General features: G+C 29.4%; 17 protein-coding genes, 1 riboswitch and 1 other annotated feature. Of the genes, 4 read left to right on the top strand and 13 right to left on the bottom strand.

All coding sequences use genetic code 11. The features are described 5' to 3' along the window. Positions 1 to 9 precede the first annotated feature (9 nt). Both FGL08_RS08260 and FGL08_RS08265 read left to right on the top strand, forming a co-directional pair. Positions 10 to 1,239, top strand: coding sequence for an aminopeptidase (locus FGL08_RS08260; RefSeq protein ID WP_138210337.1), 1,230 nt, complete (start codon positions 10 to 12; stop codon positions 1,237 to 1,239). Positions 1,240 to 1,624: 385 nt separating this feature from the next. Then, on the top strand, positions 1,625 to 1,999 hold the full coding sequence (locus FGL08_RS08265) for a hypothetical protein (protein WP_138210338.1): 375 nt from the start codon (positions 1,625 to 1,627) through the stop codon (positions 1,997 to 1,999). A 120-nt stretch (positions 2,000 to 2,119) separates the two neighbouring features. Here the strand turns inward: FGL08_RS08265 and FGL08_RS08270 are convergent, their stop codons facing one another. From FGL08_RS08270 to FGL08_RS08285, 4 genes are all read right to left on the bottom strand, one after another. Then, positions 2,120 to 3,409 (bottom strand): flagellin N-terminal helical domain-containing protein, encoded by a 1,290-nt coding sequence (locus FGL08_RS08270; protein WP_138210339.1) that lies wholly within the window; start codon positions 3,407 to 3,409, stop codon positions 2,120 to 2,122. A 198-nt stretch (positions 3,410 to 3,607) separates the two neighbouring features. After that, positions 3,608 to 4,834, bottom strand: a complete 1,227-nt coding sequence (locus tag FGL08_RS08275) for a polysaccharide deacetylase family protein (protein WP_243117962.1) — start codon at positions 4,832 to 4,834, stop codon at positions 3,608 to 3,610. A gap of 164 nt (positions 4,835 to 4,998) precedes the next feature. Next, positions 4,999 to 6,411, bottom strand: a complete 1,413-nt coding sequence (locus FGL08_RS08280; protein WP_138210340.1) for a DEAD/DEAH box helicase — start codon at positions 6,409 to 6,411, stop codon at positions 4,999 to 5,001. Positions 6,412 to 6,525: 114 nt separating this feature from the next. Next, the gene (locus FGL08_RS08285) at positions 6,526 to 7,074 is read right to left on the bottom strand and encodes a biotin transporter BioY (protein WP_138210341.1); all 549 of its coding nucleotides are present in this window, start codon (positions 7,072 to 7,074) and stop codon (positions 6,526 to 6,528) included. Positions 7,075 to 7,428: 354 nt separating this feature from the next. On the opposite strand from FGL08_RS08285, the gene FGL08_RS08290 reads away from it, so the two are divergent. After that, on the top strand, positions 7,429 to 7,773 hold the full coding sequence (locus tag FGL08_RS08290; RefSeq protein ID WP_138210342.1) for a cupin domain-containing protein: 345 nt from the start codon (positions 7,429 to 7,431) through the stop codon (positions 7,771 to 7,773). A gap of 72 nt (positions 7,774 to 7,845) precedes the next feature. Beyond that, on the top strand, positions 7,846 to 8,034 hold the full coding sequence (locus FGL08_RS08295) for a ferredoxin (protein WP_138210343.1): 189 nt from the start codon (positions 7,846 to 7,848) through the stop codon (positions 8,032 to 8,034). Positions 8,035 to 8,134: 100 nt separating this feature from the next. Here the strand turns inward: FGL08_RS08295 and FGL08_RS08300 are convergent, their stop codons facing one another. The 9 genes from FGL08_RS08300 to FGL08_RS08340 form a co-directional block, all read right to left on the bottom strand. Then, a complete protein-coding gene (locus FGL08_RS08300) occupies positions 8,135 to 9,076 on the bottom strand; it encodes a patatin-like phospholipase family protein (RefSeq protein WP_138210344.1) in 942 nt (313 codons plus the stop codon). A 141-nt stretch (positions 9,077 to 9,217) separates the two neighbouring features. Further along, on the bottom strand, positions 9,218 to 9,373 hold the full coding sequence (locus FGL08_RS08305; protein WP_138210345.1) for a hypothetical protein: 156 nt from the start codon (positions 9,371 to 9,373) through the stop codon (positions 9,218 to 9,220). 83 nt (positions 9,374 to 9,456) lie between these two features. Next, entirely contained in the window at positions 9,457 to 10,173 is a 717-nt protein-coding gene (locus FGL08_RS08310) for an ECF transporter S component (RefSeq protein WP_138210346.1), read from the bottom strand. Then, positions 10,166 to 11,791: an ABC transporter ATP-binding protein gene (locus tag FGL08_RS08315; RefSeq protein ID WP_138210347.1), complete on the bottom strand. Its 1,626-nt coding sequence runs from the start codon at positions 11,789 to 11,791 to the stop codon at positions 10,166 to 10,168. Before FGL08_RS08315 ends, FGL08_RS08310 begins: the two co-directional genes overlap by 8 nt. Further along, a complete protein-coding gene (locus FGL08_RS08320; RefSeq protein WP_138210348.1) occupies positions 11,782 to 12,684 on the bottom strand; it encodes an energy-coupling factor transporter transmembrane component T in 903 nt (300 codons plus the stop codon). The genes FGL08_RS08315 and FGL08_RS08320 overlap by 10 nt, the downstream gene beginning before the upstream one ends. A 16-nt stretch (positions 12,685 to 12,700) precedes the next feature. Next, entirely contained in the window at positions 12,701 to 13,570 is an 870-nt protein-coding gene (locus tag FGL08_RS08325; RefSeq protein ID WP_138210349.1) for a DUF4430 domain-containing protein, read from the bottom strand. Between the two features lie 172 nt (positions 13,571 to 13,742). After that, positions 13,743 to 13,927, bottom strand: a riboswitch (cobalamin riboswitch). A gap of 112 nt (positions 13,928 to 14,039) precedes the next feature. Further along, positions 14,040 to 15,173 carry a THUMP domain-containing class I SAM-dependent RNA methyltransferase gene (locus FGL08_RS08330; RefSeq protein ID WP_138210350.1) on the bottom strand — a complete coding sequence of 378 codons (1,134 nt, stop codon included), beginning with the start codon at positions 15,171 to 15,173 and terminating at the stop codon, positions 14,040 to 14,042. Between the two features lie 169 nt (positions 15,174 to 15,342). Continuing rightward, positions 15,343 to 16,635, bottom strand: a complete 1,293-nt coding sequence (locus tag FGL08_RS08335; RefSeq protein ID WP_138210351.1) for an NCS2 family permease — start codon at positions 16,633 to 16,635, stop codon at positions 15,343 to 15,345. A 242-nt stretch (positions 16,636 to 16,877) separates the two neighbouring features. Continuing rightward, complete coding sequence (locus FGL08_RS08340; protein ID WP_138210352.1) at positions 16,878 to 18,575, bottom strand: M3 family oligoendopeptidase; 1,698 nt, start codon at positions 18,573 to 18,575, stop codon at positions 16,878 to 16,880. A gap of 283 nt (positions 18,576 to 18,858) precedes the next feature. Continuing rightward, positions 18,859 to 19,105: a binding site (T-box leader), on the top strand. Positions 19,106 to 19,130 lie beyond the last annotated feature (25 nt).

Here is a 19,130-nt window from a genome sequence, read left to right on the forward strand (position 1 = left end):
AAAATTAAAATGAATAAAGATTTTTTAAAGAAATATGCTGATTTAGCAGTAAAATCTGGTGTTAACATTCAGAAAGGCCAAAAATTAGTTATAAACACTCCAATAGAGTGTGCAGAATTCAGTAGAATGATAGCAGAGGTAGCCTATGAAGTAGGTGCCAAAGATGTTGTTATGAATTGGAGTGATGAGAAATTCTCTAAAATAAGATTTATGAAAGCTCCAGATGAAGTTTTTGAATCTATGCCTGACTATGAAAGAGATTTATATATTCAAAATGTAAGAGATGGAGCTGCTTTCTTAAGCATTCATGCTGCAGACCCAGAACTTATGAAAGATGTTGATCCAAATAGATTAGCAGCAGCTCAAAAAACAAGAAGACTTGCAATTAAAGAATTTAATGAAAAATTAATGAGCAACCAAAATGCTTGGTCAGTAATTTCTGTTCCAACCGCTGGATGGGCTAAAAAAGTATTCCCTGGTGTTTCAGAAGAAGAAGCTATAGAAAGACTTTGGGAATCCATATTTAAAATAGTAAGAGTAGACAGAGAAAACCCTGTAAACGCTTGGGAAGACCATAAAAGCAATTTAAAAGAAAAACTAGAATTTTTAAATGCTGCAAATATGAAAACTCTTCATTATAAAAACAATAAAGGAACTGATCTAAATGTAGAACTTCCTGAAGGATACATTTTCTTAGGCGGCTCTGAACATACTCAAGATGGTATAGAATTCCTTGCAAATATGCCTACTGAAGAGGTATTCTCTATGCCTTTAAAAACAGGAGTAAACGGAACTGTTGTAAGTTCTAAACCATTAAATTATGGTGGAAACTTAATTGATAACTTCTCGCTTACATTTAAAAATGGTAGAATAGTAGACTTCTCTGCTGAAAGTGGATATGATACTTTAAAACATCTAATAGAAACTGATGAAGGTTCACACTACCTTGGAGAAGTTGCTTTAGTTCCATTCCATTCTCCAATTTCAGATTCTAACATAGTATTCTATAACACCCTATATGACGAAAATGCTTCTTGTCACTTTGCTATTGGCAAAGCATACTCTGTATGTATAGAAAAAGGAACTGAGATGAATGAAGAAGAATTAGCTAAGGCTGGAGTTAATGATTCCTTAACTCATGTTGATTTTATGGTAGGAACAGAAGATTTAAATATAACTGCTACTACAAAAGATGGAAAAGAAATTGAAATCTTTAAAAACGGTGACTGGGCATTTTAATTTTAAAACAACTTTAAGGTGAAATATATTAATTTGTGCTAAGCAAATAAAAATTTACGCATAAAAATAAAGAGTGCTGACTTTAATAAGTTAGTACTCTTTATTTACTTATTAAAACTTTATTACCTATTTTTCTTATAACAATCTAATTAAAACTATTGCCTAAAAAACAGAACATTAATATTTTTGTTAATATTATAATATTTAATTGTAAAATATCGATTTTTATTAAAATTTGTGATATAATTATTTATAACTAATAAATAATTTTTAAAAGGGTAAACTAAAAATGTTTGTAATATAATTTATTGTTCTTAACTTTCTTTTTCTACATAGTATTCATAAATTTATGAATACACTCTTACATTAGGAGGTAATTATAGATATGCAAAGAAGGAATGATGTAAATAAATTTTTAGTAGGTAGCTTATTAGCAGCTGGAGGGGCTTTCTTAACTTATAAACTTTTCAAATCAGAAAATAGCAAGGATTTTTCTATAGGTGTAAAAAAAGCTGGTAAAAGTTTAAAGAAAAATCTTAAAAATGGTATAAAAAAACTAAGAAAAAGTTCAGATACCCAAACTTATATAATAAAAGATGGTTTAGGTAATAGTTTTGAATATGTAACAGATGTTTCTGAAGAAAATGCTCCTAGAATAAAGGACTTTATAGAAAATACAACAGAAGATGAAGAAAACTTTCTAAAAAAGACCTTAAATAAAGCTAAATCAGAATTCTATGATAAAAAAAGTGAATCTTAAAAATAACTTATTATAAAAATTCCTATAGTGATCTCATCTATAGGCATTTAACTTTTACTTAAAAATATTATATCAAAGCATAAATAAAGGATGAGTATATACCCATCCTTTGTTTTAATACTATCTTAATAATTGAAGAACCCCTTGTGGTTGTTGATTTGCTTGAGCAAGCATTGCTTGAGCTGCTTGAGCAAGTATATTGTTTTTAGAGAAATTCATCATTTCTTTAGCCATATCAACGTCTCTTATTCTTGATTCAGATGCTTGTAAGTTTTCTGAAGATGTATTTAAGTTGTTGATTGTATGCTCTAATCTATTTTGGTATGCACCAAGTTTAGATCTTTGAGTTGAAACTGTGTTTATAGCAGAGTCTAAAACCTTTACAGCTGCTGTTGCATTAGCATGAGAAGATAAATCTAATCCTGCTTCTGTTGTAGCATCGCTAGTTCCATCTGTTACAGCAGTAGTTTTTGTGAATTTAGCTCCATCAGCTGCAGCTGCATCAGCATCTCCAGAGATTCCTAAAGCCTTTGATCTCATATCCCCAATTTCAATTGACATACTTTGGTGTTCATTAGCACCAACTTGTAACTTAACTCTTCCTTCTCTATCTGCAGATACTGTTTCAAGTGTATCACCAACCTTAACACCCTTGTGTCCAGATACTTCTGAAAGTGTACCAGCTTCTGATGTTACTGTAGCTGCTGTTATTTTAGTACCTTCTTTTGTAGCTTTTTCTTTTATAGTAACTTTAAATCCAGCAGTATTATCTCCTGTAACAGTTATATCAGTGTCTGCAATTCCACCTTCTAACTTTGTTTTAAGTGCTCCTGCATTAGCAAAATCTGCTGTAGCTATAGATACGTCAGTTCCTGATATATTAAGCTTTTTACCATCTTCAAGACCTTTTACAGTAAAGTTTACTTCACCAGCTTTAACATCTTCTGCTTTAGCTTTGATTATATCTCCAGCTTTAGCAGCATCTCCAGCTTTGTTTCCATTTAATAATTTTTGAGTGTTGAATTCAGTTGTATTACCAACCCTATTAATTTCAGAAGTTAATTGGTTAACTTCTTGTTGAAGTTGAGCTCTATCTTCTGTAGTGTTAGTATCGTTAGATGCTTGTACTGCTAATTCTTTCATTCTTTGAAGAATTGAATGAGTTTCATTTAAAGCACCTTCAGCTGTTTGGATCATTGATATACCATCTTGAGAGTTTCTTGAAGCTTGATCAAGACCTCTGATTTGGCCTCTCATTTTTTCAGATATTGCAAGTCCTGCAGCGTCATCTCCAGCTCTGTTTATTCTTAAGCCTGAGCTTAATTTCTCCATAGCTTTTCCAGAATTAATTGTGTTGATTCCCATTTGTCTATGAGCATTCATAGCATTCATATTGTGATTAATTATCATAATAAATTCCCTCCTTGAATTTTGAGGCAAACTTCCCTGCTTGCCATTTTAATTTTTATTTATGTAAGATTGTTTTTTAAACCTTACACTATTAATATCGCTGTATTAAAAATAAACTTTATAGGATTTTATAAATTTTTTTAATTTTTTTTATACCAAGTGGAATTTATTCTAATAAAAATCTAAAATATTATTTATCTAAAATTTATACGGTCTTTTTGGTCTTGATTTTAAATCCAATACTTCCTTTGAATCAAAGAATTTCAAAAACTTTTCTCTTCTATTTCTCATACTTATGCCATCTACTGCTAGTCTTCCAGCTCTAACAACTGCAGAATTATTAGATATTATCTCTGAGGAACTACTATCTACTGAATAAATTATTTTAAATCCCTTAGATTGTAGATATTTAAACTTATCACTATTTTCAGGAACTGATGTTCCATGGGGATAAATATAGATTTGTGTATCTCCTACCACAGGTTTTACAAGCTTTTCCCATTTATCTGCATCTAGCTTTAACTTTTCATAGCTTATTTCCTTATTATCCAAGTGACCGTAACTATGACTTGCAAACTTCCATCCATTGTCTTTAAGTTTATCCGCTATTACCTTTGCCTTCTTAGCTTCGGATTCACGTATTGGTGAATCTAGATTGGACCTATATCCAAATACCCCTTCATATCCAGTAAGTGCAATTACTCCCTTAGCACCATTTAATGAAAAGTCTGGATGTTGTTTTATAAATTCGTCCATTATATTAACTATTTCATCATGTGCTATAATTTCTTTTCCATTATTATCTTTTCTATAAGTAGCTATGCTTCCATCTTTATCTAGTATAAGTTTAAGTGCCGTAGCCTTTCTCATACCTTCGTTATAAGATAAGTCATCAATAGAAACTATTAAGGGTTTCTTACCTTTAGGTAATTCTAATGTTTTCTTTTTTAAAAGCTTTTTATTCCCTGAAGTATATTCTTCATATAAAGCATTTGGATCTACTAATACATATCCTTTATTATACAGAGAATTTAATATATTTTTAAATTCTCCAAGGGTTACAAACCAATCATCCATATTATCTGTATGCCATTTAGGACCTGTAAATGCAGCTGTATTATTTAAAATTAATGGGTGAAAGAAAATATGCTCTACATTACCATGATATTCAATAAAATTTTCTTTCTTTATAGATCCTTCTTTTTCTTCATCACCCTTTTTACTACTTTCCTTTGATTTGTTTTGTAATTCTTTATTCTTATTTTCCTTATGTACTTGTCCACCTTTACTATTAGACACACTTTTAACTTTTTCATTCTTTGAATTTGATTGTAAATTTAATATTTCTATAGTTACAACCATTCCTAATAAACATATAATCATAAGTATTATTAATTTGTTATTTGATATTATTTTCTTTTTCATGTAAATTACCTCCTATCATGTATATATTCTAACAACTTATATGTTTCTAATATTTACATACCAATTACAAATCTGTATCATTTAATTTAAATTTTCATATACACCCTAACATATTACTAGATCTTAATAAAAAACAAGAGATTGTCAATTTGACAATCTCTTAACTATTCCTTACTTTTATAAAGTTTAACAGGTTTTCCTTTTATATTAATTTCTTTATTTTTAAGTACTTTTTCTGCAAAACCATTTAATATATCAACATTACTATAATTATCAAAAATATCAATAACACCTATACTATCCGCTGGTATTCCTATATCTTTAGCTAAAACTCCTACAATATCACCTCTACGTGTCTTTTTCTTTTTTCCACTACTAATTGTTATTTTAACTACTTCAAAAGAAGGCGTATTTTTTTTGATTACTCTCTTTTGTATTGTATTATTTGCCTTCTCTAACTCTTCCTTACTAGGGGGGAATTCTTTTGGAATATTATAATTTATAAATTCCTCTATGCCTTTTAAGAATTTTTGTTCATAAGGAGTAACAAAAGTTATAGCTTCACCTTTATTGCCCGCTCTTCCAGTTCGACCTATTCTATGAACATAAGATTCTAATTCTAAAGGAATATCATAATTTATAACATGAGTAACACCACTTACATCAATTCCTCTTGAGGCTACATCTGTAGCTACAATAAAAACATATCTACCTTCTTTAAAATCTTTTAATGCCTTAAGTCTATCTTTTTGTTCCATATCTCCCTGAATTTCGCAAATAGAATATCCTTCTTTTTTAAAATCTAAAAAAAGACTTGTAACATTTTTCTTTGTTCTGCAAAATATGATACCTTGATTAATTTCTTTTAATTTAAAAATATCCTTTAATAGCCTTATCTTATCTTCTTCCCTAACCTCATAATAAAGTTGATTTATCTTATCCACAGTAAGTTTTTCAGAATTTATCTCAACTATCTCTGGATTTATCATATGATATTTCACAATTTTTTTTATTTCCTCAGAAAATGTAGCAGAAAACATAAGTGTTTGTCTATTCTTAGGTAAAGTATTTATAATATCTTCAACTTGTTCTATAAATCCCATATTAAGCATTTCATCTGCTTCATCTATAACAAAATACTTTATATTATTTATATGTAAGTTACCTTTCTCTATATGATCCATCACTCTTCCTGGAGTTCCTACTGCTATGTGAACCCTTTGAGAAAGTTGATTTCTTTGAACTTTCATAGGTTGTTTACCATATAGTGAAATAGCCCTCACTTTCTTATATAGACCAAGAGAATTTATCTCATCCATAACTTGAACAGCTAGTTCCCTTGTAGGTGTTAAAATTAAAGCTTGAATTTCATTTTTCTCAATTTCAATGTTTTCTATAATTGGAATAGAAAATGCTGCTGTTTTTCCACTACCGGTTTGTGATTTTACTATTAAATCTTTTCCTGCTAATATTCCTGGTATAGCTTTAATTTGAACTTCGGAAGGATTCTTATATCCTATATCCTGTATGCTTTTTAATATCTTTTTATCTAAATTAAACTCTTCAAATCTATTCATTGGTATTTTACCCTCCTTGACTATTCTATTTTACCCTTAAATAAGTATAATTAAAACAAAAATCTGCCCCTTTATCTAATTATAAGGAGACAGACTTATATTTTATATAACTCTTTAATTATATCTTACTCTATTTATCAATTTTTTTCTAATGTTACAACCTATAAATACTACTATAGCAATTTTAAATAAATCTAGAATTACAAAAGGTATTACGCCTACCCATAAAGCTTTGGAAAAACTCATTTTTGCCACAAAAGCAAGTTGCATACTTCCAATTAAATAAGTTAAAACTAATCCTATAATTGCTCCTAAAAAAATATAACTTACTTTACCATTCCTTTCTGAAAAATATCCAACTATTAAAGCCATAAATGGAAATCCAATTAAAAATCCCCCCGTAGGTCCAACTAAAACTTGAATCCCTCCATTCATCCCTGCAAAAACTGGAACTCCTATAGAACCCAATAAAATATAAACCATTACAGAAATAAACCCTTTTTTTGACCCTAAAATAATTCCTGCTAAAGCCACTCCAAAAATTTGAAAAGTAAAGGAAACTGGTTTTATAGGAATACTAATTTGTGCAAGCACTGCTATTATAGCAGCAAATAAAGCACATAATGTAATATCTCTAATATCAAATTTTACCTTATTGTCCATATTGTAAACCTCCCAATATTTTTGGTTTACATTTATTTTAATATTTTTATTTATTTTTGTCAAAGTAAGTCCTCTTTTATTAACTTTAAAAATAATTATACTTTTGCTCAAATGTATTTACATTATTAAAGTGGATGAAGATCTAACCGAAATTTAAAATAAAATATTCCGTTACTCATAATTTATAGTTTTTAGAAAATCCTATTATAGAGTACATTTCTATTTATAAAACTAATAATCTTTAATTATTACTAGCTATGTAACATATGTTACGGATTATTTCCTATAAAATGATATTATATAGTTAATAATAAATTAGAAATTTAAAAATAACTTATATAAGGAGGATTTTTTATGGAAAATAAACATTTAATTAAAAATATAGATTTTAGTAAAGTTCTAGCTATGGACAATTTAGTGGATTATGAAGAAGGAAGGGTTGTGAGCAGAACACTTGCTCAAGGAAAAACAATGAGTCTTACACTTTTTGCTTTCGATAAAGGCGAAGAGATAAGCTCCCACTCTTCTTCTGGAGATGCCATGGTATATATACTAGATGGAGAAGCTAAGATTACTGTTGGCGAGGAAGACTTCTCAGTAAAAGCAGGTGAAACTATAGTAATGCCTTCTGGAATTCCTCATGCATTGCACGCAACAGAACAATTTAAAATGCTTTTAACCGTAGTATTTAGCCTATAATTAATTTATTTTTGGGAAAGATAATCTATGATAATACACTTTATCTTAGATTATTATTAAGGAGGTATTTTTATGAAAGCTTTTGTTGATAAAGATACTTGTATAAGTTGCGGATTATGTCCCACAATATGTGAAGATATTTTCTTTATGGATGATGATGGCAAGGCTGCTGCTAAAGATGTAGAAATTTCTTCTTCTTTAGAAGATAGCGCAAAAGATGCAGAAACTTCTTGTCCTGTAAATGCTATTGGTTTAGAATAACTTCTTTAAATAAGAGTTAATTTGAAAATTTATCTTCCTATTAACTCTTATTTTTTCTTACATTAATATATATTATTTTAATAATTTATTTTTTAATAAATTAGCCCATCCTTAATACTTTTTGGCTTCTATGTTTTCTTATATACTCTTTAAAACTCCAATTTCTTATAAATTCATCAGCCTTTTTATATCCGATATCAAATAATTCTTTTTTCTCTTTTTTGCTAATATTGAATTCTATAGTTTTTACATCTAAAGTAGGTATAGATATAGTTCTTATCTTATCTTTATCACTTAAAAACTTTTCATCATAGCATCCTATGGAAGTTTCCATTACATCATATACATAAGGAAAGAAACCATTATTAAATTTATTAAATACGTGATTCTTATGACTCTTTTCAAGTTTAAAGCCAATAGTAGGCCATCTAGGTGTTCCTTTCACGTCAAATATCCATATAGGATAGTTACTAGTTAATCCTCCATCAACTATAAAGCACTTTTCCCCCTTATAATCTAGCTTTGTAGGTCGGAAAAAGAAAGGTATACTTATACTCATTACAACTGCTTTTGCTATATCTAATTCCTTAGGATCTACTCCGTATTCTTTTATATCCTCTGGAAGAATAAGCAACTTCTTATTAGTTACATCTGATGCTATTATTTTTAGTGTTGATTCTCCATTTACATATAAATCTTTAAATTTTCTTTTACCCTTATTTTTATATAATATATTAAGATATTCTTCTATAACACCTGTATTAAATAAACCCTTATTTTGTACAAGTCCAAGTATTTTACCAATGAAGGGTATTTTATTAATGTAACTCTCACTTTTAAAATCAGTATAGTTTAAGTCATACATTAAATATTTTATCTCTTCTCCGGTATATCCAACGGCTATAAGTGATGCTATAATTGCACCTGCAGATGTACCTGCAAGCTTCATCCACTGTACCCCACATTCCTCTATCCTACAAAGGGCACCTACCAGGCCAGTGGCCTTTACACCGCCGCCTTGAAATACGGCATCCAGTTTCATAGTACTCCTCCTAAAAAACCATCGCTTTAATATAAGTATGATAATATTTTAGGTTTTGTGTTCAAAATAAAAAAGCTGCACAAAACTAAATATTTAGTTTTGCAACAGCATCTTTTAAAAGCTTATTATAATATTACTAACTTAGAATCCTTTTTTCTTTATCTCTATACCACTTTCATTTATTCCTGGTTGCTCTATAGTTGTATCTAACTTATTTTTTGCCCATTGATTCTGAGTTTTAGAACCATTTGCTAAGTAATTTTCTTTAGTCCACTCTCTTTTATCTTTCTTCTTCATACTATCACCTCATTTATTCAATGTTATATTAATAGTATGGATATTTTACTTATAAATAACCATTTAAATTTTGGTTATATTATTTATATACGTTTCATATTTATGTGGTCATTTTGAGTTACTTTAATGACTTTATTCCGTCTATTATACCTCTGCAGAACTTCTATAAAGGTTTTTCCAAATGCTGAAGCAAACATGATATTTCCCAGTGCATGAGAAGTATCTTGGCAAAAGCTCAATATATTTCCTGAGAAAATAGCTTTTAAAGTTATGGGTTTTATAAAACTTAAAACATACCATTGATTTAATATCAATCCGTATATATATGCCCAAATTCCACATAATATTATAAAGCTTTTAAAGCCAAACCTTTTAATTATCTTACTAAATATACCGAAGAATACACCACAAAGCCCCCAAGCCATAATTTGCCACAAGGTCCAGGGACCATGACCTAAGAAAAAGTTTGATATAAATGCACTCATAGCACCTACCATGAATCCATTAATAGGACCCAAAGTATATCCTGACACAGCTGCAATAAAAGTAACAGGCTGAAAACCAGGTATTACAGCAAATGGAACTCTTAATACTCCAGCTAAAGCAGATAATGTAGCAACAGCACACATGATTCTAGAATTCATCTCTTTACTCTCAAATAAAACAAAGAAAGAAATCAGTAAAAATACAGTAGATACTTCAATAACCCTTTCCATGCCTATTTCTAAGTAAGTCATAGTAATAAGTAATACTATATATGAAATTATTATTAAAGGCCCTACTTTTATATTTTTATTCATATTTATTCACCTTCAAAATATTCAAAGCTTCCTCTGATTTTATTACCTTGCATTTATTTTTAAATAACCTAGAGACTTGGGGAGAATAGTATATAGATTCACATAGAATATGTTCAGCATTACCTATAGCGATAATCTCTCCATGAAATAATAGCATAACTCTATCTGAATAATCACCAGAAAAATTTGTATCATGTGTTACTAATACTATACTTTTTCCCTTATTCTTTAAAGTATTAATTATGTCCCCAAGATTCTCTTTCGCAAGTGAATCCATTCCTCTTGTAGGTTCATCTAAAATTAAAATTTCTGGGTCTGTGACAAGTGTGCAAGCTATAGCAACTCTTTGTTTTTCTCCACCACTTAAATCCCTTGGGTTCTTATTTCTTAAATGATTTATATTTAAAAGGTGTAAGACCTCTTCTATTTTATCCTTATTATATTCACCTATATTCTTTAAAGTATATCCCACTTCCTCAAAAACATTTTCACGGCCAAAATAATCATTAGGATTTTGAGATAAATAGCCTATATACTTAAGTTTCTCTTCTTTCATCTTCCTTATATCTTTACCTTTTATAGATATATTCCCTTTATATCCTTCCATAAGTCCAGTAATAATTTTAAATAAAGTACTCTTACCTGCTCCATTTTCACCCATAACAGTAAGAACTTCTCCCCTATTTAGATTAAAACTTATATCCTTTAAAATTTCTTCTCCTTTAGAATAAGAAAACTTAAGTTTTTTAACTTCCATAATAGGCTCTTTTGAAGCTAGAGTGTTACTATTATTTAATTTATCTATTTTTATTCCTTCTATAGATTGTCTCGCTTCTTTAAGATCTACGGGATACTCTTTTAGCCCAGAACTCTTAAATAAATATGTTAAACTTGGAAGATGATATTTTTTATTTATATTTTCAGGAATATTACGTGGTTTTCCTTCACCTATAATATTTCCTCCCTCCATAAATATTATCCTATCTGCCATAGAAAAACATTTATCAAGTCTTTGCTCTACTAAAATTACTGTCTTTCCCATTTCAGCATTTAATTTTTTTATTGAATTTAAAACCTCTTCTGCACCTATTGGATCTAGTTGAGATATTGGTTCATCAAATAAAATTATATCGGGATCCATAGAAAGCACTGAAGCTATAGCAATTCTCTGCTTTTGGCCTCCGGATACTTCATCTGTTTGTTTATTTTTAATATCATTAAGTCCTAATAAAGATATAACCTCTGCAACATTCCTTTTCATAGAGTCTATATCAGTATTAAAATTTTCAAGTCCAAAAGCAATTTCCCTTTCTATATCTTGAAGAATAATCTGCTTTTCAGGATGTTGATATACCATGCCAACCTGTTTTACTATTTCAAGAGGAGCCATGTCTTCAATATTTTTACCCTTCAAATATACGTTACCCATTATAGTTCCACCACAATAACTAGGTACAAGTCTATTTATGAGTCTTATAAGAGTAGACTTTCCACACCCAGAAGGCCCTACTATTAGTACTAATTCACCCTCATTTACTTTAAGATTTATATCTTTTATAGCGCTTTCACTACATTCTGGATAATTAAATGTTACATTTTCTATATTGATTACTTCCAAGTTTTCCACCTCCAATTTATAAAAAATGGTGAAAATAAAATTGCACAGAATATATATCCATAAACATTTAAGCTTTCTATAGGATTCTGAACTTTAGGATAAAACTCTAAATCCGTGTATCCTTTAACTTTTAATAAAAACAAATTTATAAGGCCTATTAGACACAGAGAAATTATTAGTAAATCATCCTTTTTAAACTTTTCTTTAAAGTAAGAGCTTCTCTTCTTTGAAGCACCATATCCCCTAGAATACATTGCCTCCGCCATATCAGAGGCATCTTCCATACTAGATAAAAATAGTATATTAACTATATTTCCCTGACTAATTAGTGTTTTTTTCATATTATCATAAACTAATTTATTACCTCTTAACTTTTCTACTTCTTTTATAGAGTTAAAAGACTTTATCATACTTGGAAATAATCGTATGGTCATACTCATTAAAAGAGCGGAGTTTTTAAGATATTTCGAAAAGAAAGCAAAAGCTCTATCTGGATGTATAACAAGATTAAAAAATCCAAATACTAAAGTTATACATATTATTCTAAGTCCATTTAAGCATCCAAATAATATTGCCTCTACTGTTATCCTTAATGTCCCAAATATAGGATAATTAATGGTTCCTTCATATATCACCGTTTCACCATTCTTAACCAATATAGGATTTATTATTATGATTAAAAGTGCAAAAGGTATAATAAGTTTAATATATCTAAATAACTCCTTAAAAGAACCATCTATATAGGATAAAAATAATATGGAACTCATTATTAAAATTATATATAGAGGATTGTCCATCACTATAAAAGTTATCAAGTATAACAATAAAAGCATGACTCCACTTAATGGATGTAATCCTTGAAGATATGAATTTCTATTTTTATACGTAAGCATAATTTAGCACCTTACCTTAAGCTATATAATATTCATTCAAGAATCTGTTAACAGAGAACTCACCCTTATTCCATTCATGAAAATCAAATAAAATCACATCTCCATTTTTAGGATATAAATCATTTGCACCTACGCTTATTTTGCTACCATTTGAATAAATAAACCAATCTATGCCCATAATTCCATTTTTCTTTTGATCAGCAGTTTTTTTAGAATTTGGAATAGGGTAAAGGCTTCTAGTTCCATTTATGGACTTTATAAATCCACCTTCATCAATTACACTAGAATTTTCTCTAAGATAGCTCATAAGGCTTTTTCCACTTTGTATTTTTAATTGTTTCTTAAGTAAAACTTGAGGGTTTCCTCCCGTATAACTTTTTGTATTCTTAGATATAACTAAAGTGAAAGTTTCATCAGGCTTCTTAGCAGGATTAACCGGTTTTTTAGATTTAGAAGAATTATCTTTAGTTGTAACTTCTCCTTTATTACCTGAGCTATTACTTGTCCCTTTTAATTCTGTATCATTACTTTGACTTGCACTGGAGCTCTTATTTGAATTACTATTATTATTTTTACTATTATCTTTAGCATTCTTATTTAAGTTAGTATCTTTATCCTTACTACCTTTTTTATTTTCTTCTTTTTTAACAGACTCTTTAGTCAATTCTTTATTTGAATTGTTTGAGTTTTTATTTTCCTTACCTTTTTCCTCATTCTTTTCTTCTACCTTTGTTTCTTTATGGTTATTTTCTAAATTATCCTTTTTAGAAACTGAAGTATCGCTTTTAGTATCAGTAGAAGACTCACTTGATTTTCCACAGCCTACAGCAAAAAACATAATAAAACATAAGAGTAAAGCTAAATAATTTTTAAATACTTTTTTCATAAGTACACCACCATCTATAAATTTTATATTAATATGTAAAAATATTTGGAGCTAAATAAACTCCATAATAAAAAGCCTCTAAAAGAGGCTTTTATCAATCACAAAAATTATAAATACCATTAAAATTGTATTCTCTGATTTTAGCAACTGGCCTCATCCTTCCCTCCGAAAGACTAAACACAATTATTAGGCAGGTCTCCTGGCTTTGCTTCATACTACTTCCTTACCTTCCCAAAGATAAACTTCAGTGGTCCAATTTAGGATTCGTCAGCTTTACAGTAGCGGGGGCTGCAGTGGAATTTCACCACTTTCCCTTATAACTTATAGGTTCTAAGTACCTAAAATTATTATTTAATTTATCTAAAATAAATTATATTATATTTGATAATTAATATCAACACGTAATACTTATTTATAAAGCATTTACGTATTTGTTTCTAAATATCATACCTCTTATTTCAAAATATTATTAAAGCTCTTTAGGTGGCTTATCTCCAAAATACTGATAATAGTAACATTTAATTTTACCATTATATAATTTTCTGTTTTTGTTTGATTTTCTTCCAAAACAACTTTCAAACTCTGGATGAGATGTAATTACAAAATATGACCAGTCTTTAAGTTGACTATACACACTTCCCATGGTTTTATATAGTTCTTCTGCTTCTCTAGACTCCCCTAGCCTCTCACCATAAGGAGGATTAGTTACTATAACTCCATATCTTTTTTTGCTTGAAAAATCTTTCATATCTAACCTTTGAAAATTAATGTATTCAGATACTCCAGCCTTTTCAGCATTAGCCATAGCAGTTCTAAGCACTCTTAAATTTGTATCTGATGCAAGTATTTTAAATTCTTTATTATTTATAGAACTTTTAGCATGACGTCTAATATCACTCCATAAATCTTCAGGAATTATACCCCATCTTTCTGATACAAAATGTCTATTAAGTCCTGGCGCCATATTTTTAGCAATCATAGCCGCTTCTATGGCTATAGTACCTGAACCACAGAAAGTATCTGCAAATGCTAAAGATGGTTCCCATCCACTTAAAAGTACTAAAGCTGCCGCCAAGGTTTCTTTCATTGGAGCTTCTCCAGCATTTTCTCTATATCCTCTTTTATGTAATCCTTGACCAGTTGTATCTAATGTTAATGTAACTATATCTTTTAGAAGAGCAACTTCTATTTTATATTCAGCACCATCTTCTGGGAACTTTTCTACATCATATTTTCTTTTCATAGATTCTACTACAGCTTTTTTTACTATAGACTGACAATCTGGTACACTAAATAACTTTGACTTTACTGACTTCCCTGTAACGTGCATAAATCCATCTACAGGAATAATATCTCCCCATTCTACTTTTAAAGTTCCTTGAAAAAGTTCCTCAAAACTTTCTGCTTTAAATTCTGCCATCTTAATTAAAACTCTATCAGCAGTTCTAAGCCACATATTACAAGTTACTATGTCCATTTCATCGCCAATAAAGGTAACCTTTCCATTCTCTATAGTTAAATCTTCATAACCTAATTCCTTAAGTTCATCTGCCACAACCTTTTCAAGACCAAAAGTTGAGGTCGCAATTAAAGTATATTCCATTCTCTTCTCTCCTAATTTTATTAAAGTTCATTTTATATTCTACCATTAAAGATAGATTTTCAAAACAAAATATTAAAATTTTAATAAGCTTATTTTATTTTTAGCATATATAGCAAAAATAAAACACCTAAATAAACTTTATTACAATTCATTTAGGTGCTTTTTTATATTATATTAAAAATTTCAATATGAATACTACTCCAACTATAATAGTTGGTATTGTAACTTCTTTAAATCTTCCTGAAAATAATTTTAATATTATGTATGATATTACACCAAAAACTATACCATCAGATATACTATATGCAAAAGGCATCATTATTATAGTTAAAAAAGCAGGTAGAGCTTCTGTATAGTCAGTAAGATCTATCTCTTTTATAGGCTCTATCATAAATAAACCAACTAATACTAGGGCTGATGCTGTAACTGCTGGAGTTATGGATGCAAATATTGGTGCAAAGAATAATGCTAAAAAGAACATAACTGCTGTAGATACTGCTGTTAAACCAGTTCTTCCACCTTCTGCAACTCCTGAGGCACTCTCTACAAATGTACTTACAGTACTTGTTCCTAAACATGCGCCTGCTGTAGTGCCTATAGCATCTGCTAATAGTGCTTTCTTCATATTTGGAACTTTACCATCTTTATCTAACATCTTTGCCTTTGTAGTAACACCAACCAAAGTCCCAATAGTATCAAACATATCCATAAATAAAAGAGTGAATAATGCTATGGCCATATCTACTGTAAATATATTATGCCATTCAAATTTAAAAAACACTGAAGAAATTGAGGGTGGCATACTAACTAAGCTCTTTGGCATAGGAGTTATACCCATAGGTATTCCTATAACAGAAGTTAAGAGCATCCCTATAAATAATGCACCTTTAACATTCCTTGCAATTAATATACCTGTTAATAATATCCCAATAATAGCAAGAAGTCCTGTTCCTTTTGTTATATTTCCTAATGCAATTAATAATCCTCCGCCCTCTGGGTGAACTACAATTCCTGCTCCTTCTAGTCCTATAAGAGCAACAAACATACCAATTCCAACAGATATAGCTCTTTTTATATTAAGTGGTATAGCATCAACAATTGCTTCCCTTATATTGAAAACAGTTAATAATATAAATATAAGTCCTTCTAATAATACCGCTGTTAATGCAAATTGATAAGAATATCCCATGGCTTTTACAATTGTAAATGCAAAGAATGCATTAAGTCCCATACCAGGAGCTTGTGCGAAAGGAAGTTTCGCATACAATCCCATAACCAATGTAGATATAACTGCTGAAATTGCTGTTGCTGTAAATACAGCTCCTGAATCCATGCCAGCTGCTGAAAGTATTGAAGGGTTAACTATAAGTATATAAGCCATAGTCATAAAAGTAGTAATACCAGCTACTATTTCCGTCTTAATGTTCGTATTATTTTCCTTTAGTTTAAAAAATTTCTCCATATTATCCCTCTTTCGTTAGGTTTTTATGCTCACTCTTATTATAATAATATATTTTTAAATTTTTTCAATAGTAAATACGAATATTTTTATAATTAAACACAAAAAAATTTGTGTTTAATAAAGTTTTTCATAAAAAAACTATGAAAACAATATTGTTTTCATAGTTTTAAATAGGATATGATAACTTTTTTATTATTAGCAATAGTATCTGTATTTATACCTCAAATTGAATAAACTAATTATTACATATTACTATCATCTATTGAATCTAACCATTGTTTTGCAGGTTCTACCACACTTAAAATACAACCATCCTGGAATGGATTTTTCAAGTTTCCAAGCTCCACTATTTCTAAGAAAGATTTACTACCACCAACTTTGCATATCTTTAAATAATCTTCCCAAGCCTTCTCTCTATCTTCTCTAGATTTAACCCAAAACTGTAGTGCACAAACCTGTGCTAAGGTATAATCTATATAATAGAATGGAGTTTGGAATATATGGCTTTGCTTAAACCAGAATCCCCCTCTATTTAGAAAATCATTTTCCTCATAATCCTTATTTGGTAAATACTTCTTTTCAATTTCTCTCCAAGCACTTTTTCTTTCCTCAGGAGTAGCTTCTGGATTCTCGTATACAAAGTGCTGGAATTCATCTACTGTTACACCATAAGGTATAAAAGTTAATGCCCCACCTAAATGACTAAATTTATACTTATCCTCATCTTCTTTAAAGAATAGTTTCATCCAAGGCCAAGTTATAAATTCCATACTCATAGAATGTATTTCTGCTGCCTCACTAGTTGGGAATCCGTACTCAGGTACTCCTAAATGCCTACTTTCATAAGCTTGAAAAGCATGCCCTGCCTCATGAGTTAAAATATCTATATCCCCTGAAGTTCCATTAAAGTTTGCAAATATAAATGGTGATTGAAATTCTGGTATAATTTCGCAATATCCCCCACCAGCTTTTCCTTTCTTACTTAAAAGATCCATAAGTTCATGATCTATCATAAAGTTAAAATATTCACATGTCTCAGGTGATAATTCTTTGTACATTTTCTTTCCATTCTCTATTATCCAATTGGAATCTCCCTTTGGAGTGGCGTTTCCACTTAAAAATTCTAGTGGTTCATCATAATATTTTAATTCTGTAAGCCCTAATCTACTAGCTTGCCTCTTTTTTAATTGTTCAGCTACAGGTACAATAAATTCCAAAACTTGTTTTCTGTAGTTTGCTACCATTTCAGCATTATAATCAAGTCTCATCATTCTTATGTATCCAAGCTCTACATAATTTTTAAATCCTAATTTTTTAGCCATTCTAGTTCTTACTTTAACTAATTTATCATAAATTTCATCAAACTTAGCTTCATTTTCAATATAGAAAGATGAAGATGCTTCATAGGCTCTTTTTCTCATATTCCTATCTTTTGATTGTATAAAAGGTTCTAATTCAGAAAGATTTCTTTCTTCTCCCTCAAACATTATTTTAGCTGAAGCCTTAAGCTTATCATATTCTGTTATTAATCTATTTTCTTCTTTTAAATCTTCAATAATTTCTGGTTTAAAAGCTTTTATACTGGTTTCAGCCATTTTAAATAACTGATTTCCCCACTTTTCTTCTAACTTAGACTTAAATTTAGAACTTATTAAAGCCTTATAATATTCTGATATTATTCCCTCATATATAGGCATATTATCATTCATAAAAGCCTTCTCTTCTTCATAAAATTTATCTACTGTATTAATAGAATTTCTTATTTCCACTAACCTAGCCATAGATTCAACATGATTTCTAATAGAATTTATTTTTTTTAAAATTTCATCTTGTTCTTCTACGGAAGTAGCACTTTCAAATTCTTTAATTAAACCTTTAAGACTTTTCTCAACTTCTGCCATATTAGGTCTTTCGTATTTATAGTCTTTAAACTTTTGCATAGCTATTCCCCCTTAAAATTAATTATATACTCTATTTTACTACAGCTTATTAATTTTTATAATAGTATTTCTATATAAATTTAAATCTCCTTTATCTGAAATACAACTATTTTAAAATTAGTCTATATGTTCACATAAATAACTGTAACCATGTGGTTATTAAATTAATACATTATAATAGTTCCTAATTTCATTCTTATTTTTTAATAACATATTACAAAAAACATTTTTAAATTACTTGTTGATTGGACATATGTCCTATGATAAAATATAGTTAAATATTTAAAATTCGTTAATGAGGAAGAGTAACTAAAAACTATCATATCCAGAGAGTTGGGAAAGCTGAGAACCAATTATGATATTTTTAGTGAATGGACCTTGGAGAAGTAATCCGAAAGCTTTTGCAAGTAGTAATTACCGGAAGCCTACCGTTAAAAAGGACAGAGCATGTTAGTGCTCCAGTTATGAGATAGATTATATTCCTATAATCTAATTTAGGTGGTACCGCGAATTTAAACTTCGCCCTAATATTTAGGGTGGAGTTTTTTTATTTTA

The sequence above is a fragment of the Hathewaya histolytica genome, from assembly GCF_901482605.1.
GTDB classification, from domain to species: domain Bacteria; phylum Bacillota; class Clostridia; order Clostridiales; family Clostridiaceae; genus Hathewaya; species Hathewaya histolytica.

Bases quoted from the DNA above. Each gene is read 5' to 3' on its own strand.
- FGL08_RS08260 (WP_138210337.1), top strand. From the start codon at position 10: ATGAATAAAGATTTTTTAAAGAAATATGCTGATTTAGCAGTAAAATCT.
- FGL08_RS08265 (WP_138210338.1), top strand. From the start codon at position 1,625: ATGCAAAGAAGGAATGATGTAAATAAATTTTTAGTAGGTAGCTTATTA.
- FGL08_RS08270 (WP_138210339.1), bottom strand. From the start codon at position 3,409: ATGATAATTAATCACAATATGAATGCTATGAATGCTCATAGACAAATG.
- FGL08_RS08275 (WP_243117962.1), bottom strand. From the start codon at position 4,834: ATGAAAAAGAAAATAATATCAAATAACAAATTAATAATACTTATGATT.
- FGL08_RS08280 (WP_138210340.1), bottom strand. From the start codon at position 6,411: ATGAATAGATTTGAAGAGTTTAATTTAGATAAAAAGATATTAAAAAGC.
- FGL08_RS08285 (WP_138210341.1), bottom strand. From the start codon at position 7,074: ATGGACAATAAGGTAAAATTTGATATTAGAGATATTACATTATGTGCT.
- FGL08_RS08290 (WP_138210342.1), top strand. From the start codon at position 7,429: ATGGAAAATAAACATTTAATTAAAAATATAGATTTTAGTAAAGTTCTA.
- FGL08_RS08295 (WP_138210343.1), top strand. From the start codon at position 7,846: ATGAAAGCTTTTGTTGATAAAGATACTTGTATAAGTTGCGGATTATGT.
- FGL08_RS08300 (WP_138210344.1), bottom strand. From the start codon at position 9,076: ATGAAACTGGATGCCGTATTTCAAGGCGGCGGTGTAAAGGCCACTGGC.
- FGL08_RS08305 (WP_138210345.1), bottom strand. From the start codon at position 9,373: ATGAAGAAGAAAGATAAAAGAGAGTGGACTAAAGAAAATTACTTAGCA.
- FGL08_RS08310 (WP_138210346.1), bottom strand. From the start codon at position 10,173: ATGAATAAAAATATAAAAGTAGGGCCTTTAATAATAATTTCATATATA.
- FGL08_RS08320 (WP_138210348.1), bottom strand. From the start codon at position 12,684: ATGCTTACGTATAAAAATAGAAATTCATATCTTCAAGGATTACATCCA.
- FGL08_RS08325 (WP_138210349.1), bottom strand. From the start codon at position 13,570: ATGAAAAAAGTATTTAAAAATTATTTAGCTTTACTCTTATGTTTTATT.
- FGL08_RS08330 (WP_138210350.1), bottom strand. From the start codon at position 15,173: ATGGAATATACTTTAATTGCGACCTCAACTTTTGGTCTTGAAAAGGTT.
- FGL08_RS08335 (WP_138210351.1), bottom strand. From the start codon at position 16,635: ATGGAGAAATTTTTTAAACTAAAGGAAAATAATACGAACATTAAGACG.
- FGL08_RS08340 (WP_138210352.1), bottom strand. From the start codon at position 18,575: ATGCAAAAGTTTAAAGACTATAAATACGAAAGACCTAATATGGCAGAA.